This is a genomic window from Rhizobium sp. CSW-27, from assembly GCF_018760785.1.
GTDB lineage: Bacteria > Pseudomonadota > Alphaproteobacteria > Rhizobiales > Rhizobiaceae > Neorhizobium.
In genome coordinates, this window is the sequence record NZ_JAHHZO010000005.1 from 62658 (window position 1) to 78237 (window position 15580).

Annotated in this window: 12 protein-coding genes and 1 riboswitch; of the genes, 5 read left to right on the forward strand and 7 right to left on the reverse strand. The window is 65.2% G+C overall.

Features of this window, described 5'->3' with window-relative positions; all coding sequences use genetic code 11:
- Nucleotide 1: 1 nt before the first annotated feature.
- From KLP42_RS11685 to KLP42_RS11705, 5 genes are read right to left on the reverse strand one after another with little or no spacing between them, the layout of a single operon-like run.
- Entirely contained in the window at nt 2-634 is a 633-nt protein-coding gene (locus tag KLP42_RS11685; protein ID WP_215567164.1) for a precorrin-8X methylmutase, read from the reverse strand.
- Between the two features lie 9 nt (nt 635-643).
- A complete protein-coding gene (gene cobG, locus KLP42_RS11690) occupies nt 644-1978 on the reverse strand; it encodes a precorrin-3B synthase (RefSeq protein ID WP_215566879.1) in 1335 nt (444 codons plus the stop codon).
- On the reverse strand, nt 1975-5346 hold the full coding sequence (cobN, locus tag KLP42_RS11695) for a cobaltochelatase subunit CobN (RefSeq protein ID WP_215566881.1): 3372 nt from the start codon (nt 5344-5346) through the stop codon (nt 1975-1977). Before cobN ends, cobG begins: the two co-directional genes overlap by 4 nt.
- Nucleotides 5346-6383, reverse strand: a complete 1038-nt coding sequence (gene cobW, locus KLP42_RS11700) for a cobalamin biosynthesis protein CobW (protein ID WP_215566883.1) — start codon at nt 6381-6383, stop codon at nt 5346-5348. The genes cobN and cobW overlap by 1 nt, the downstream gene beginning before the upstream one ends.
- A gap of 12 nt (nt 6384-6395) precedes the next feature.
- Nucleotides 6396-6863, reverse strand: a complete 468-nt coding sequence (locus KLP42_RS11705) for a DUF1636 family protein (protein ID WP_353844872.1) — start codon at nt 6861-6863, stop codon at nt 6396-6398.
- Between the two features lie 61 nt (nt 6864-6924).
- A riboswitch (cobalamin riboswitch) is annotated at nt 6925-7153 on the reverse strand.
- Nucleotides 7154-7245: 92 nt separating this feature from the next.
- Between KLP42_RS11705 and cobO the strand changes: the two genes are divergently transcribed.
- Together cobO and KLP42_RS11715 are read left to right on the forward strand one after the other, a co-directional pair.
- Nucleotides 7246-7860, forward strand: coding sequence for a cob(I)yrinic acid a,c-diamide adenosyltransferase (gene cobO / locus KLP42_RS11710; protein ID WP_215566886.1), 615 nt, complete (start codon nt 7246-7248; stop codon nt 7858-7860).
- Nucleotides 7860-9329, forward strand: coding sequence for a cobyric acid synthase (locus KLP42_RS11715; protein WP_215566888.1), 1470 nt, complete (start codon nt 7860-7862; stop codon nt 9327-9329). The genes cobO and KLP42_RS11715 overlap by 1 nt, the downstream gene beginning before the upstream one ends.
- Here KLP42_RS11715 and cbiB read toward each other — a convergent pair.
- The gene (gene cbiB, locus KLP42_RS11720) at nt 9313-10284 is read right to left on the reverse strand and encodes an adenosylcobinamide-phosphate synthase CbiB (protein ID WP_215566890.1); all 972 of its coding nucleotides are present in this window, start codon (nt 10282-10284) and stop codon (nt 9313-9315) included. The two genes, KLP42_RS11715 and cbiB, sit on opposite strands and share 17 nt — an antisense overlap.
- Before the next feature lie 43 nt (nt 10285-10327).
- Here cbiB and cobD point away from each other — a divergent pair, with 43 nt between their 5' ends.
- Nucleotides 10328-11347, forward strand: coding sequence for a threonine-phosphate decarboxylase CobD (gene cobD / locus KLP42_RS11725; RefSeq protein WP_215566892.1), 1020 nt, complete (start codon nt 10328-10330; stop codon nt 11345-11347).
- Nucleotides 11348-11426: 79 nt separating this feature from the next.
- Nucleotides 11427-12869, forward strand: coding sequence for a M20 family metallopeptidase (locus tag KLP42_RS11730; protein WP_215566895.1), 1443 nt, complete (start codon nt 11427-11429; stop codon nt 12867-12869).
- Between the two features lie 6 nt (nt 12870-12875).
- On the opposite strand, the gene KLP42_RS27135 is transcribed toward KLP42_RS11730, so the two are convergent.
- Nucleotides 12876-14012, reverse strand: a complete 1137-nt coding sequence (locus tag KLP42_RS27135; protein WP_215566897.1) for a methyl-accepting chemotaxis protein — start codon at nt 14010-14012, stop codon at nt 12876-12878.
- A gap of 208 nt (nt 14013-14220) precedes the next feature.
- Here KLP42_RS27135 and KLP42_RS11740 point away from each other — a divergent pair, with 208 nt between their 5' ends.
- Nucleotides 14221-15579, forward strand: coding sequence for an aspartate aminotransferase family protein (locus KLP42_RS11740; protein ID WP_215566899.1), 1359 nt, complete (start codon nt 14221-14223; stop codon nt 15577-15579).
- Nucleotide 15580: the final 1 nt, after the last annotated feature.

Below are 15580 nucleotides of genomic sequence, written 5' to 3' on the forward strand. Positions count from 1 at the left end.
CTCACAGGCCGGCCCTCGCCAGCGCATTGACGGCGGCTGCCGTCATGGCCGAGCCGCCCATGCGGCCTTTGACAATCGCATAGGGAATGCCGTGCCGACTTTCCGCCAGTGCCTCCTTGCTTTCCGCAGCGCCGACGAACCCGACCGGCATGCCGATGATCGCCGCCGGCTTCGGGCAGCCACGGTCCAGCATTTCCAGCAGGTAGAAAAGCGCGGTCGGCGCATTGCCGATGGCAACCACCGAGCCTTCCAGTCTCTCCGTCCAGAGCTCCATGGCCGCTGCGGATCGGGTATTGCCCACCTTCTTTGCCAGGTCCGGCACCTGCGGGTCACGCAGTGTGCAGATCACCTCGTTCTGCGCCGGAAGGCGGGCGCGGGTGACGCCATGCGCCACCATCTGCGCATCGCAGAAGATCGGCTTTCCGGCGAGAAGCGCCGCACGAGCGGCGCTGACGAAACCGGGAGAGAATTCGAACTGGCTGGCGGCCTCCACCAGGCCACACGCATGGATCATGCGGATCGCGACATCCGCCTCCTCCTCGCTGAAGCGGGAAAGATCCGCCTCCGCGCGGATGATGGCGAAGGATTTGGCGTAGATCGCATCGCCCTCGCGGATATAGTCGTAGGTCGTCATCATGATCCTTCAGGCAAGCGCTGCCGCGATCCGCTCGGGACCCAGGCGTCGCAGACAGTCACGGCTCGTTTCACCCGGCTGGCGTTCCTGACGCATCAGCGCGGAAAGGGCGGAGAGAGCCGCAGCTTCCGTTTGGGGGAAAAGCCGTTTGGCGGGGGTATCGGTGGTTTTGCCGTCGATTACAAGATGTGTTGCGTCGTCGGTGCCGGCAAAAACCAGGGTGGCGGCGGTGGGATGCGCACAGGCCTTCAGGCAGCCGGAGAGATGCAGGCCGAGCGAACCGTCGAAAAGCTCGCCTGCCTCTTCGGCGGCAAGACGGCCGAGCGCATGCGTGTCCAGACGCGCCGACTGGCAGGACGGCGCGCCGGGGCAGGCATCGATCTGGCGCAGCGGATCGTTTACGTCGGTGATGAAGCCATGGGTCTTTGCCGCCGCCTGCAGCGCCGTGCATGCCTGCCGTGACCCGAAAGCCAGCAGCGTGTGTTCTGCGGCCGGCCTGACACTTTCGATGCCACATCGTCTGGCATGATCCGCAAAGGCCGAAAGCTGCCGGGACTGGATCTGGCCAAAGGGCAGGGCGACACGGAGCGCACACTTCCCGTCCTTCAAGTCGAGGAGGCCGAAGGCGTCACGATGGGGGGACAAGAGCTGAGGTGTCGAGGCTTCCAGCGCATGGGAAACCATTTCGGGCAGGCCTGCCGGATCGACATCGCGGCCACGGGTGCGGGGGCCGAGGGCAGCAAGGTGAGACAGCAGTGCCGCCACACAGTCCGCCGCCTGATCTTCGTGCACGAAACCGATGACACGACCCTGTCGTGCGGTGCCGCCGAGGAGGATGTGCCATCCCTTGCGGACATCGTTTTCGGTCGCCACCAGCCGGATATCGGCCAGCAGGTCATCGAGCCGGATCAGGCCGCAGCTCTCGATGACCACAGAGAGCTTGGGTGCCAGGCTCCCGCGCAGGTCTTTGGCGCGGGCCATGATCGCCAGACCGAGTGGCCGCGGATCGATGTCTGTCGTGGGATCGAGACCCGCGAGCGGCGACCATTCCACCGCAAGGCCCTCGCGCAGCGGCAGGGCGAGACGGCGCACGTCCGCCTCCAGCGCGGCCGCCGAGGTCGGCGTCAGGCCGCGGATCTGCAGATTGCCGCGGGCGGAGATATCGATCATGCCATTGCCGTGGCGCTCCGACAGGGCGCAGAGCGCCGCGAGCTCTCTGGGCGAAATGGCATCGACCAGCGCGATGCGCGACAAATAACCGTCGCCGGTCAGCATAGGGGCATCAAGCGCTGGGCAGGCGCCGCGGGCCATGGAGGCGGTGGAAAGCGTCGGGACGGCACTCATCGCCGTGCCCTCCTTCGCGCTTTCGCCTGGGCGAACCCGTGCAGGAGTTCGAGATCGCGATCGACCGAATTGCGGCGTGGCTGCCAGAGGCCGCGGCGGCGGGCAGACATCAGCCGTTCGGCAATGGCGCGCGCCGCTTCCGGGTTCTGCTCCAGCACGAAATCGCGCACCCGCTCATCGGCCACATAGGCATCGAAGACCGCCTCGATCAGGCTGTGCGGCACGGCATTGGTGGTTTCGGCAAAACCGACCAGCCGGTCCACGGTCTCGGCAAATTCCGCTGCCCCGCGCGGGCCGTGGCGCATCTGGCCGGTGATGAAGCGCGGATTGATGGCGCGGGCCCGCACCACACGCGTCACGGCTTCCGTCACCGAGCGGGCGCGAGGTTTCTGTGGATCGGTGGTGTCCAGCGCAATCAGGTCGGCCTTGCCGCCGAGTGCTGCAAGGGCTGCGGCAAATCCGCCCATAAAGGCGACATCTCCCGACCCATCCAGCAGGTCGCGGCCCGGATCGTCGCCCGTGTGCACGAGAAGATCGGCGGCGCGGATGCGCTCGGCAAACGCCTCGCCTGCTTCGTAACCTTCGCCATCGGCGCCGCCAAAGGCATGGCTGGTCATGGAGAGATAGGCGCGGCCGAGTTCGTCCCGCGCCTGCCAGTCGCCGGAGGAGAGCTTTTCCTCGATGCCGGCGCCATAGGTGCCGGGGGCCGAACCGAAGATGCGGGCCGGGACGCTGCCTTCGCTGCGGGCTGTTTCGGCCAGCGGATTGTCGCCGTCAGCCTCCTCGCGTGCGGCGATGGAACGGGTGGCGGCATCAAGCAGCGTGATCAGCGAGGGGAACATGTCGCGGAACAGGCCGGAAATCCGGAAAGTCACATCGACGCGGGGTCGGCCGAGCTGCGCGGGGGCCAGAACCTCGATGCCGGTCACCCGGCCGGTCGCGGCATCCTGCACGGGACGAGCGCCCATAAGGGCCAGTCCCTGCGCCACTTCCTCGCCGCCGCTGCGCAGCGTGGCGCTGCCCCAGAGGTCGATCACCAGGCTTTTCGGCCAGTCGCCATGATCCTGCATGTAACGGCGGATCACCTCCTCGGCGGCAAGTTTCCCCAGCTCGAAGGCGGTCGGCGTCGGCATGGTGCGCGGGTCGGAGGCATAAAGATTACGGCCGGTCGGCAGCACGTCGAGGCGTCCGCGGGACGGCGCGCCGGAGGGGCCGGGGCGGATATGGCGACCATCAAGGGCTGCCAGCAGGCCAGCGCGCTCGGCTTCGGCACTCTGCAGCCGCAGCGGATCGGTTTCGCCTTCCTCTGAGCGGCCAAACACGTGCTGACCATCCTTGATGGCGAAATCCTTGAGGTCGCAAAGAAAGGCGTCGATACGGGCCAGGGCCGCATCGGGGTCCTCATCGCGAGAAATGCCGGCTTCCGATGCAAGCCCGGTGTCTTCCGCTGTTTCCACGATGAGTTTTGCCAGGCGGTCCCGGCGTCGGCGGTCGAGCCCATCGGCCTGGGCATATTCATCGACCAGCAGTTCCAGGCGCTGCTGGGCCGGCGACAGGCCGGCGCTCGTCAATACCGGTGGCAGGTGGCCGATGGTCAGCGCGGCAATCCGCCGTTTGGCCACTGCCGCCTCGCCGGGATTGGAGACGATGAAGGGATAGATCACCGGCAGATTGCCTGTAACGATTTCCGGAAAACAGTCTTTCGACAGCGCCACCGTCTTGCCCGGCAACCATTCCAGCGTGCCATGCGCGCCGACATGGATGATGGCCTGGGTTAGAAGTTTCTGCTGAAGAAAGGCGCCGAAGGCGACAAGCGCATGGCGCGGCGGACGCGCCGGATCGTGGTAATCGGTGCGGCGATCGGCTTCCCGGCCGCGATCCGGCGCCAAAGCCACGGTGACGTTTCCGAAACGCACGGCGCGGAAAGAAAAGACGCCGCCCTGTTGTCCTTCGTCGGCTAACGGATCGCCCCAGGTGGAGGCAATCGCCTGCTTAACCTCGTCGGGAAGGGTTTGCAGCGTAGCCTCGTATTCGGCAACGCTCAGGACCTCTGTCCTCCGCAGCAGCCGGTCCATCAGCTCGGCGGCCGTGTCGGGGATATCGGAGACCTCATAGCCCTCGGATTTCAGGTCGCGCAGCATCTGCAGCACGCTTTCGGGAACGTCGAGCCCGACCGCGTAACCGGTGCGGCCATCGGCGCCCGGATAATCCGGCATCAGGATGGCGAGCCTTCGTGCCTCTTTCGGCGTGGTGTAGAGGTCGAGATGTTTGGCGATCCGGTCGGCCGTCGCCTCGACGCGGTCGGGTTCCGGGCGGTTGGCAAAACCGGTGAAGCCGGATTCGGCGGCTGCCTCCCGCTCAGCCTTGAAGGAGAGCGTGCCGGCCAGAATGCGGCTGTCCAGTTCCGGCAGCACCACATGCATGGCGAGATCGGAAGGACCAAGCCCGCGCCGGCTTTCGGCCCATGCCTGCCGTTTGGTAGTGGCAATCACCGCCTGGAACACCGGAACGCCCAGCACATCGAACAGGGTTTGTCCGTCGAGGTCTGCATTGCTGGCAAAGGCGGTCGTGGTGATGAGGGCGGATGGCTTCAGAGGGGCGAGCGTGTCGCGCAGTGTGGCGAGGATCGCGGCCTCCTTGAGACCCGGCACAAAGACCGGTAGGACTGCGAAACCGCGCTCCTCAAGCGCTCGCGTCAGGGCGTCGATGGGCGCGATATCGCTTGCCAGCAGCATGGAGCGGTAGAAGAGAAGCGGCAGAAGCGGCTTTTCCCCGCGCGCCTTCAACGCCTCGTCCAGTGAAACGATACCCGCTTCCGGCCGGTAGAAGCCCAGCTTCGGGACATCCATTGCAGGGGCAAGCGGTGCCATCGCCTCGCCGCATATTTTTGTCGTCAGCCGGCCAACGAGCCGGTCGAGATTGTCCGGCCCGCCGGCACGAAACAGCGCGAGAACTGCCTGGATTTCCTGGAGTTCAACGGTCGAGGCGGCTTCCAGCCGCTCATCGCGCTCGCTGCATTCGCCGGGCAGGAGGTAGAGGGGAATGTTGTGCCGCCGCGCCAGCCTTGCCAGTTCGTCCACGCCGTAACGCCAGCGGTCATAACCGCCGAGCACGCGTACGAGAATCAGTCTGGCGTGGCGCGCCACCTTGTCGAGCCACAGATCGACCGACATCGGATGGCGGAGATCGGACAGCTGGGCGAGCCTGAGCGAAAGCGGGTTGGCCTGAAGCCTTCCCCAGGCGCCCGCAATGCCGTTCAGATCGCTGTCGGTGAAGGACAGCACCACCACATCGCCCGGTGTCTGGTTCAGATCGACCGGTTCGATCAGATCGTCGAGCGACGAGGATGTGGTGGCGAGGATGTGCATCAGGCGGCCAGCAGTCTGCCGATCTTTTCGGCGTCGATGCCCTTTTCGCCGATCACGACGAGGCGCGAGCGGCGGGTTTCGCCCGCTCCCCAGGGACGGTCAAAATAATGGTTCACGCGCGGCCCGACGGCCTGCACCAGAAGCCGCATCGGTTTGCCGGCCACTTCCACATAACCCTTGATGCGCAGCACCTTTTCCGCGTCCGTCACATCCTGGATGCGCTGACTGAGCGCTTCCGGGCTTGCGATGGCCGGGATATCCAGCACGAAGCTGTCGAAATCGTCGTGTTCGTGATCCAGTTCATCATCGTGGTGGGTCTTGCGATTTTCGATGTCGTCTTCCACCGCGAGGCCAAGCCCGATGAAGATCGCCGGGTCGATTGCGCCGTTTTCCGCATTCACGATGCGAACCGCACGTGGCAGGTGGTCTTCCACATGGGCGCGGGCCTTGTCGAGGCCGGCGGCATCGAGCAGGTCGGCCTTGGTGAGGATGACGAGATCGGCGCAGGCGATCTGGTCCTCGAAAACCTCTTCTACCGGGTTGTCGTGATCGAGCGACTGATCCTCGGCGCGTTGGGCGGCGAGCGCCTCCAGGTCATCGGCGACGCGGCCTTCGGCGAGCGCCAGACCGTCCACCACGGCAATGACGCCATCGACGGTGACGCGGCTTTTCACGCTCGGCCACTGGAAGGCCTGGACGAGCGGCTTCGGCAGGGCAAGGCCTGAGGTTTCGATCAGGATATGATCGACCTTCGGTTCCATCGCCAGGATCCTGTCGATGGCCGGCACGAAGTCATCGGCAACCGTGCAGCAGATGCAGCCATTGGCGAGTTCGATGATATTGTCTTCCGGGCAGTTCTCGATGCCGCAGCTTTTCAGGATCTCGCCATCGATGCCGACATCGCCGAATTCGTTGACGATCACGGCAAGCCGCTTGCCCTGAATGGTCTGCAGCGCATTGCGCAGCAGCGTCGTCTTGCCGGCGCCGAGAAAGCCGGTGACGACGGTGCAGGGCACGCGGGTGAGCGATTGGGTCATGATGGCGGTCCTTCAGGTCTTGTTCGTCATGGGATGCAAAATGGGGGGCAGGGGCGGCATGCGGGCAATCATGCCGCGCTTCAGCGTGTCGGGTCGGCCCTTCCAGGGCATCAGGCCATCGGCGGACAGGCTCAGCAGGCGCGCGCCTTCGAGCAGATCCCCGGCGGAATCCACAGTCAGGTCGCCAAAGACATAGGACCAGCCCTCGGCGCTCTGGATGCTGGCGCTCAGCGCACGTTTGCAGTTGGCGAGACAGGCCACGGCGCGGATCTCGACACCTTCGGCGGACAGCGCCTTTGCCCGCTCAGTCAGGATCGCGCCGTCGCGGGGCGCATCGGCCGCTTCTGTGCCGCTGCGGCAGGTTTCGCAGACATGGATGATGACACGCGGTGTCGTGTCCGCATCGGTCTGCCGCTTTTCGTGTCGTGCCGAGAGATCCAAAATCCACCCCGAGTGTTGATCGTCATGGGGTGCTGCCACGACGGATCGAACGACCCGCATGGTTTCAAAAACGTCCCTTCCGGAGCACCCCGCCCGGCTGGACTTTCCTTCCTCAACGGCAGGTCTCCTGGCTCGCGGTTTGTGTCCCGGACGCCGCCTTCCCGAAGTTCGCGCTTCAGTGGCATTTTGCGCCGGACGTTCCGCCTCTTCATCCAAGGCGGGGGCCGCTTACAGTTGCGGGGGCAGCCGTGGTTTAGGTCAAAAACCGCACCACGTTCCCTCTTAGCTTTCCCCGTTGCCGGGAAAAGACCGTTGCAGGATTCACTATGCGTTTGCGCGAGCCTGTGTCAATGCCGCATTGCCGTGCGGCACCATTCGACTATAGTCCGCCGCTCGATAAACGACCCCGAGGAGAGGCCCCGTGAAGGAGATCGACGAAAGCGTCGCCGAGCGGCACCGCCGCAAGATGGAAAACCGCAAGGCGGTGCAGGATGCCGAGGTGGCGTCCAAGACCATCGAAAAGGGCCTGCTGATCGTCAATACCGGGCCGGGCAAGGGAAAATCCACGGCCGCCTTCGGCCTTGCGCTGCGTATGCTGGGGCATGGGCGAAAGGTCGCGGTGGTGCAGTTCATCAAGGGCGCCTGGGATACGGGCGAGCGCGTGGCGCTGGAGGCCTTCGGCGATCGCGTGCTGTGGCACACGATGGGCGAGGGTTTTACCTGGGATACGCAGGACCTGAAGCGCGATGTGGCCGCTGCCGAACGGGCCTGGGACAAGGCGGAGGAGATGATGGCGCTGCCGGAGGTGGGACTTCTGATCCTCGACGAACTCAACATCGCGCTGCGTTATGATTACCTCGATCTCGACACCGTGCTTGCCGATCTCGGTGCGCGCCGCGACGATCTGCATGTCATCGTGACCGGGCGCAATGCCAAGCCGGCGTTGATCGAGGCAGCCGACATGGTGACCGAGATGACGCTGGTGAAACACCACTTCAAGGCCGGCGTGAAGGCGCAGGCCGGGATCGAGTTCTGATGACAGGCAAGCCCGCCAAGGCCCTGATGTTCCAGGGCACCGGCTCGGATGTCGGCAAGTCGCTGATCGTCGCGGGCCTGGCGCGTGCCTTTACCCTGCGCGGGCTGACGGTGCTGCCCTTCAAGCCGCAGAACATGTCGAACAATGCCGCCGTCACCGCCGATGGCGGCGAGATAGGCCGGGCGCAGGCGCTGCAGGCGCGTGCCGCACGCGCCGACCTCTCCGTGCATATGAACCCGGTTCTCCTGAAGCCGCAAAGCGAGGTGGGTGCGCAACTGGTCGTGCAGGGCAAAGTGGAGGGCAATGCCAGGGCCGCCGAATACCAGGAGATCAAGGCTCGCCTGATGCCGCGGGTGCTGGAGAGTTTCGAGCGTCTGAAGTCGGCTGCCGATCTGGTGCTGGTGGAAGGCGCCGGCAGTGCCTCGGAGGTGAACCTTCGCCGCAACGATATCGCCAATATGGGGTTTGCCCGTGCCGCCGGCGTTCCGGTGGTGCTGATCGGCGATATCGACCGCGGCGGCGTGATTGCCAGCCTTGCCGGCACCAAGACGGTGCTGGACCCGGAGGATGCGGCGATGATCCGCGGTTTCATCGTCAACCGGTTCCGCGGCGATCCGAGCCTGTTCGACGAGGGCATGCGGATGGTCGAAGGGTTTACGGGTTGGTCGCCGATCGGTCTCCTGCCGCATTTTGCCGAGGCGGTGCGGCTGCCGGCGGAAGATGCGCTGGCGCTCAATTCAGCAGCTCCGGCAAAGCCCGGCGCCAAGATCCGCATTGCCGTGCCGATCCTGCCGCATGTTTCCAACTTCGACGATCTCGACCCGTTGGATGCGGAGCCATCCGTGGAGCTCATTCGGGTGCGGCCGGGCGGTGTGCTGCCGGCGGATGCCGATCTCATCCTTCTGCTCGGGTCGAAGGCGACGATTGCCGACCTCAGGGCGCTGAAGGGCGCCGGCTTCAATATCGATATCGCCGCGCATCTGCGCCGGGGAAAACCGGTGCTCGGTCTTTGCGGCGGTTACCAGATGCTGGGAAAGAGCGTTTCGGACCCGGACGGGATCGAAGGTCCCGTCGGTGCCGTCGAAACGGGGCTTGGGCTGCTCGATGTGGAGACGCGGCTGACGGGGGACAAGCACCTGGTGGCGGTGACCGGCGAGACGGTGGACGGAAATTCGTTTGCCGGCTATGAAATGCATGTCGGAGAAACGTCCGGGCCGGATTGTTGCCGATCCTTTGCGGTCATCGCGGGGCGGGCGGAAGGGGCGGTCTCCGTCTCGGGCCTCGTTTCCGGCACCTATGTGCACGGCCTGTTTGCCGATGACCGGCAGCGCTCCGCCTGGCTGACGCGGCTCGGCGGCGAGGTGTCGCGGCTTAATTACGAGCAGGGCGTGGAAGAGGTGCTGGACCGGCTGGCGGCGCATCTCGAGCGCCATCTCGATCTCGACCGGTTGCTTACCATAGCGCGGTAAAGCCGTCCGCCAGCAGGCCGAACAGCACGATCAGCAGCAGGTCTGCCACCCGCGAGAGGTTGAGCGCCCGGCGAATATCGGCGGCGGTCGCCTCCCGGCGTCCCCCTTCGCCCATCACGTGATCCTGCACCAGCACACCGCCATAGACGCGCGGCCCGGCAAGGCCGAGCCCCAGCGCGCCGGCCATGGCAGCCTCCGGCCAGCCGGCATTTGGCGACTTGTGTTTGCCCGCATCGCGGCGCACGGCAGCCCAAGCATTACGCGGTGAGGCGCCGGGCACCAGGCAGGCGGCAGCGACGAACAGCAGTGCGGTCAGCCGCGAGGCCGGCAGGTTGACGAGATCGTCGAATCTCGCGGCGGCCCAGCCGAAGGCGCCGTAACGGGCATTCTTGTGGCCGATCATGCTGTCGGCGGTGTTGGTCGCCTTGTAGAGCGCGCCACCCGGCAGGCCGAGGAGCCCGAGCCAGAGGGCGGGTGCCGTGATGCCGTCGGAGAAGTTTTCGGCGAGGCTTTCGATCGCGGCCCGGCTGACGCCCGCCTCGTCCAGCTGGTCCGGATCACGTCCGACAATCATGGAGACTGCCTTGCGGCCCGCCTCCAGTCCGCCGGTTTCCAGCCCCTCGGCCACGGCGCGAACATGGCTTTCCAGGCTTTTCTGGGCCAGGAGGCTGGAGGACAGTATGGCGAGCACGATGAGGCCGAAGGGGAGCCAGAGCAGGGAGCGCTCGATGACGACGGACACGGTGAGCGTCGCCAGAAGCAGCAGCACAAAGGCGATCACGCCATTACGCCGGCGAGTGGCAAAATCCAGCTCCAGCCGGTTCAGACGCCGCTCCAGCCGGTCGATCAGCGTGCCGATCCACATCACCGGATGACCGATGCGATCCACAAGCCATTGCGGATAACCGACAAGCCGTTCAATAACGAGCGCAAGGAAGGCGAGAGAGAAGGCCATGGACGGGACCGGAGAGACACAAAAGGGGCAGACGGAGCCTGTCATGCACAGAATCGAGCATGGCGGCAACCTGAGACGGGCGGAAAGCCTGTTTCCGGCAGCACCGCGGCCGTGGATCGATCTCTCCACCGGCATCAATCCGCACGCCTATCCAGTTCCGCCGCTTTCTCCCGAAGCCTTTTCCCGGCTGCCGGAGCCGGACGATCTGGCGCGGCTGAGGGGCGTTGCGGCGAACGTCTATGGCGCGGCGTCGGGTGATCAGATCGCGGCGGCGGCCGGCACGCAGATTCTGCTGCCGCTCTTGATCGAGGCGCGTTTCGGCAGCTTTTCGCCGGACGGAAAGACAGCGGCGATCCTGTCTCCGACCTATGCTGAACATGCGCAGATGGCGCGGTTAGCCGGCTTTGCCGTCCGCGAGACGCAGGAGGTGGCGGATCTTTTTGCGGCGGATCTGGCGATCGTCGTCAATCCCAACAATCCGGACGGGCGGTTGATTGCACGCGACGAACTCCTCGCCCTTGGTCGGCATCTTGAAGGCAAGGGCGGATTGCTGGTGGTGGACGAGGCCTTTATGGACGTGCTGGCGCCGGGAGCCTCGGTGGCGGACAGCGTCCACGAGGGGCTCGCGGTGCTGCGTTCCTTCGGCAAGTTCTATGGGCTGGCCGGGGTGCGGCTTGGTTTTGCCGTGGCGAGCGAAGCGGTTGCCGCACGGCTTTCGGCACGGCTCGGACCCTGGGTTATCCCCGGCCCGACGCTGGCGATCGGGCTTGCGGCACTCGCAGATGACGTCTGGCAGCAGGATATGCGCCAGCGGCTCGACCGGGAGGCAGGCGAACTCGATCGGCTGCTGTCTGCGGCGGGGCTGACGGTTGCCGGCGGCACCTCGCTCTTCCGGTATCTGCGGCATCCAGAGGCCGAGCGGCTGTTCCGGCATCTGGGCGAGGCCGGCATTCTGGTGCGGCGGTTTGCTGAACGGCCGGATACCTTGCGCATTGGTCTGCCACGACCGGAACAGTGGAAACGGCTGGAAGAGGCCCTCTGCTCAGAAATCTGGCAGGTTTAAAGGCTGCAGGAAAGATTTGCATTCTGCCGATGCTGGGATAGGGTCGGCCATTCTTGATTGTCGCATGCAGGTGAAACCAATGTCCGCAAACAGCAACCTCCCGCAAATCTTCGATGCCGTCGATAGAAAAAGGGAGGTGTTCACGGAGCTGGCGGACCGGGTCTGGGCGACGCCTGAAACCTGCTACATGGAAGAGGAATCGGCCGCCGCCCACCGGGAAATGCTGGAAACTCAAGGGTTTCGCATTACCGAAAACGTCGCCGACATCCCGACGGCGCTGATCGGCGAGGCAGGCGAGGGCGGTCCGGTCATCGCCTTTCTCGGCGAATATGATGCGCTGGCGGGTCTCAGCCAGCAGGCCGGTGTTGCCCGGCACGAACCGCTGACGGCCGGCGCCAACGGCCATGGTTGCGGGCACAATCTCCTGGGTTCCGCCTCGCTTCTGGCAGCGACCGCGCTGAAGGACTGGCTGGAGGCGACCGGCACGCCCGGCCGGGTGCGCTATTACGGCTGCCCGGCGGAAGAGGGCGGTGCGGCAAAGGCCTTTATGGTGCGCTCCGGCGCCTTCGAGGATGTCGATATCGCCATCTGCTGGCATCCCAGCAATTTCGCCGGCGTGCAGCGCGAGACCTCGCTTGCCAACTGCCGGATCGACTTCACCTTTACCGGCCGTTCCTCGCATGCCGCGGCCAGCCCCGAGCTTGGCCGCAGCGCGCTCGATGCGGTGGAACTGATGAATGTCGGCGTCAACTATCTGCGCGAACACATGCACCAGGAGTGCCGCATCCATTATGCGCTGCTCGATGCCGGCGGCATTTCGCCCAACGTCGTGCAGGCGCATGCCAAGGTGCGCTATGTGGTGCGCGCGCCGGAGCTTGCCGGGCTTTTCTCGCTGATCGAGCGGGTGAAGAAGGTGGCGGAAGGCGCCGCGCTGATGACCGAGACGAAGGTGGAACACACGATCCTCTCGGGCGTCTCCAATCTGATCGTCAACACGCCGCTGATGGATGTGATGCAGGATGTCTGGCAGAGCATGGGCCCGCCGGAGTTCGACCGCGAGGATATCGCCTTTGCCGAGGCGATCCGCGCGACGCTGAGCCCGGAAGACATTGCCGCCAGCTGGGCGCAGGAAAGACTGGAGGAGCGAGACGTGCCGCTCGCCGATTTCATCCTGCCCGCGCATAACGAGGTGCGCCAGATGGGCGGCTCGACGGATGTCGCCGATGTCAGCTGGGTGGTGCCGACCGTGCAGGCCTATGGGCCGACGCTGGCGATCGGCACGCAATTGCACACCTGGCAGGTGGTGGCGCAGGGCAAAAGCGGTATTGCCCACAAGGGCATGATCTCGACCGCCAAGGCCATGGCGGCCACGGGACTGGCGGCGCTGCAGAGCGATCAGCTGCGGGAATCGGCCTGGGCCGACCTCAAGCGCCGGCTGAAGGGCCAGGCCTATCGCAGTCCGATCCCCGCCGGCACCGAACCGCCGGTCGAGGCCATGGGCGGGCGTCGCCGGGCCGGCTGACCCGGCTCAAATCTTCGTCTCAGATCCCCGGGGCGTCCGCAGGTCCAGCTGGCTGCGGATCGCCTCGTCGTTTTCGGTTTCCTGCACCACGACACCGTACCAGCCAAGGCCATCATAGTCCTCGTAGCCGAGGGTTCTTGCATAGGCGACGATGGCGCCCTGGTCGTTGTAATAGCTGCCCTTCTGGCAGCCCTTCTCCACCTTCAGCGCAAAATGGGTGAACAGCCGTTCCGGGCGGTTGCAGGCGATCACCCGCGCCTTTTCATCGAGCAGCATCACGGTGGTGCGCTCGACCTGCTGTTGCGGCAGGTTCGCCTCCTTTTCCACGATGGCATGGCCCTGGTTCTGCCAGTCGAAATAGACGCCGAGCATGCCGATCAGGCGGCCATCCACCCGTCCGCCCTCGCGAATGCCGGTGGCATAGACCAGCACGTGATGGCCGTCATGCAGCGGGCTCTCCTTGACCTCGTCGACGATGTAGTGATCGCCGGATGCGCAGCGGGCAGCCGCCTGGAACCAGGGATCGCCGGCAAGCGAGCGCCCGGCGAGACGCCGCTGATGCGCCGGATTGGCCGAGGCGATGATGCGGCCGGAAAGATCGGTCATGACGAGATCGTGGTAGACCGTATAGAAGCGGTTGATGACGCCAAGCCGGGTTGCGGCATAGTCGGCCTTTTCCGGCGAGGGGGCCTGCAAGGCGTCCCACAGTGCCGGGTCGGTCGCCCACCAGCGCACATCCGCGGTGCGCTCGAACAGGTTGCGGACGATCAGCTGCACGAGCGTCTGGGCAAGATCGGTCAGGCGCACGCCTTCCATTTCCGTCACCAGCTGGTCCGCCATGCTGCGGCTGAGCCCGATGCGACCGAGCACATTGCTCTCGAACCGGCCGGAAATGTCGGTAGCCACCTGCGCCAGCCGCTGTACCTCGTTGGCGACGACGGCAAAGCCCTTGCCCGTCTCGCCGGCGCGCGCCGCCTCGATCAGGGCATTGATCGCCAGCAGCTTGATCTGCTTGACCACATGGTTGTTGTCGGCGCTGAAACGCTGCAGGTCGATGCTGATGCCGTCTGTGACCACGCGCATGGAGCGCGGCGTGGCAGTGATCTGCGGCGCGGGTGCGGCCAGGCTCTTGGCGCTCGTCATGAATATGTTCCCCGGATGGCGGCTTTGCTTCTGGAAGAGTCGGTTACCTGTCGCAACATTCGCAGGGCGTCGTTAGATTTCTGTAAAAAATTTTTCTCAGGAGTCACATTTCGGCACAGTGCTGCGGGAAGGCTTCCGTTTCGATCTCGGTCGTGATATTGCGATCGCAGATCGCGAAATTTCATCCCGAACCATTGCAGGAAGCGCCATGACGATCCAGCCCAACTCCATCGAAGGCCGTGACAGGGCCTATCACCTGCATTCCTATACCAATGCGAAGGCGCTGGAGCGTGACGGAGCGCTGGCGATTGAACGCGGCGAGGGCATCTATGTCTACGATGCCGGCGGCAAGCGCTATATCGAGGGCATGGCCGGGCTGTGGAGCGTCGCCGTCGGGTTTGGCGAGCAGCGCCTCGTCGAGGCCGCGCGCCGGCAGCTGGAAAAGCTGCCCTACTACCACACCTTCAGCGCCCGCACGCACGGGCCGGCGGTGGATCTGGCAGAAAAGCTGATCCGGATGGCGCCGGTGCCGATGTCCAGGGCCTATTTCACCAATTCCGGTTCCGAGGCCAACGACACCGCGATCAAGATGATCTGGTACCGCTCGAACGCGCTCGGCAGGCCGGAAAAGAAGAAGATCATTTCCCGCATCAAGGGCTATCACGGTGTGACGGTGGCGAGCGCCAGCCTGACCGGCCTGCCGAACAACCACCGTTCCTTCGATCTGCCGCTGCCGGGGATCTTTCACACCACCTGCCCGCATTACCGCGCCTTCGCGCAGGAGGGCGAGGACGAGGCAGCCTTCGTTGCCCGCTGCGCCGCCGATCTCGAAGCGCTGATCGAGCGCGAGGGGCCGGAAACCATCGCCGCCTTCATCGGTGAGCCGGTGATGGGCGCCGGTGGCGTCATCGTGCCGCCCGCCGGCTACTGGCAGGCCATCCAGTCCGTTTTGAAGAAGCATGACATCCTGCTGATCGCCGACGAGGTGATCTGCGGCTTCGGCCGCACCGGCGAAATGTTCGGCACCACGACCATGGGGATGGAGCCGGACATCATCACCGTCTCCAAGCAGCTGTCGTCCTCCTACCAGCCGATCTCGGCGCTGCTGATCAACGACCGCGTCTACCAGCCGATCGCCGAGGAATCCGGCCGGATCGGCACCTTCGGCCATGGCTATACCGGCTCCGGCCACCCCGTAGCCGCCGCCGTCGCGCTGGAAAACCTGGCAATCATCGAGGAGCGCAACCTGCTCGGCAACGTGCAGGCGCTGGCGCCGCTGTTCCAGTCGCGTTTCAAGGCGTTGGAAAGCCATCCGCTCGCCATCGAGGCACGCGGCATCGGCCTGATCGGCGCGCTGGAGCTTGCCCCGCGCGAGGGCTTTGCCACCGGCCAGCTCGGCCCGAAGCTCGCGGCCGTGATGCAGGAGAACGGCCTCTTCTCGCGTGCCATCGGCGATTCGCTGGCGCTCTGCCCGCCGCTGATCATCACGGAACAGCAGGTGGGTGCGATGTTCGACATCTTCGAGGCCTCGCTCGACCAGTTCCAGGCGCAGCTCGCCGCGGCCTGAT

What these genes read in the sequence shown, in the direction of transcription:
- KLP42_RS11685 (WP_215567164.1), bottom strand. Translation starts at nt 634, where the DNA reads ATGACGACCTACGACTATATCCGCGAGGGCGATGCGATCTACGCCAAA.
- cobG (WP_215566879.1), bottom strand. Translation starts at nt 1,978, where the DNA reads ATGAGTGCCGTCCCGACGCTTTCCACCGCCTCCATGGCCCGCGGCGCC.
- cobN (WP_215566881.1), bottom strand. Translation starts at nt 5,346, where the DNA reads ATGCACATCCTCGCCACCACATCCTCGTCGCTCGACGATCTGATCGAA.
- cobW (WP_215566883.1), bottom strand. Translation starts at nt 6,383, where the DNA reads ATGACCCAATCGCTCACCCGCGTGCCCTGCACCGTCGTCACCGGCTTT.
- KLP42_RS11715 (WP_215566888.1), top strand. Translation starts at nt 7,860, where the DNA reads ATGACAGGCAAGCCCGCCAAGGCCCTGATGTTCCAGGGCACCGGCTCG.
- cbiB (WP_215566890.1), bottom strand. Translation starts at nt 10,284, where the DNA reads ATGGCCTTCTCTCTCGCCTTCCTTGCGCTCGTTATTGAACGGCTTGTC.
- cobD (WP_215566892.1), top strand. Translation starts at nt 10,328, where the DNA reads ATGCACAGAATCGAGCATGGCGGCAACCTGAGACGGGCGGAAAGCCTG.
- KLP42_RS11730 (WP_215566895.1), top strand. Translation starts at nt 11,427, where the DNA reads ATGTCCGCAAACAGCAACCTCCCGCAAATCTTCGATGCCGTCGATAGA.
- KLP42_RS27135 (WP_215566897.1), bottom strand. Translation starts at nt 14,012, where the DNA reads ATGACGAGCGCCAAGAGCCTGGCCGCACCCGCGCCGCAGATCACTGCC.
- KLP42_RS11740 (WP_215566899.1), top strand. Translation starts at nt 14,221, where the DNA reads ATGACGATCCAGCCCAACTCCATCGAAGGCCGTGACAGGGCCTATCAC.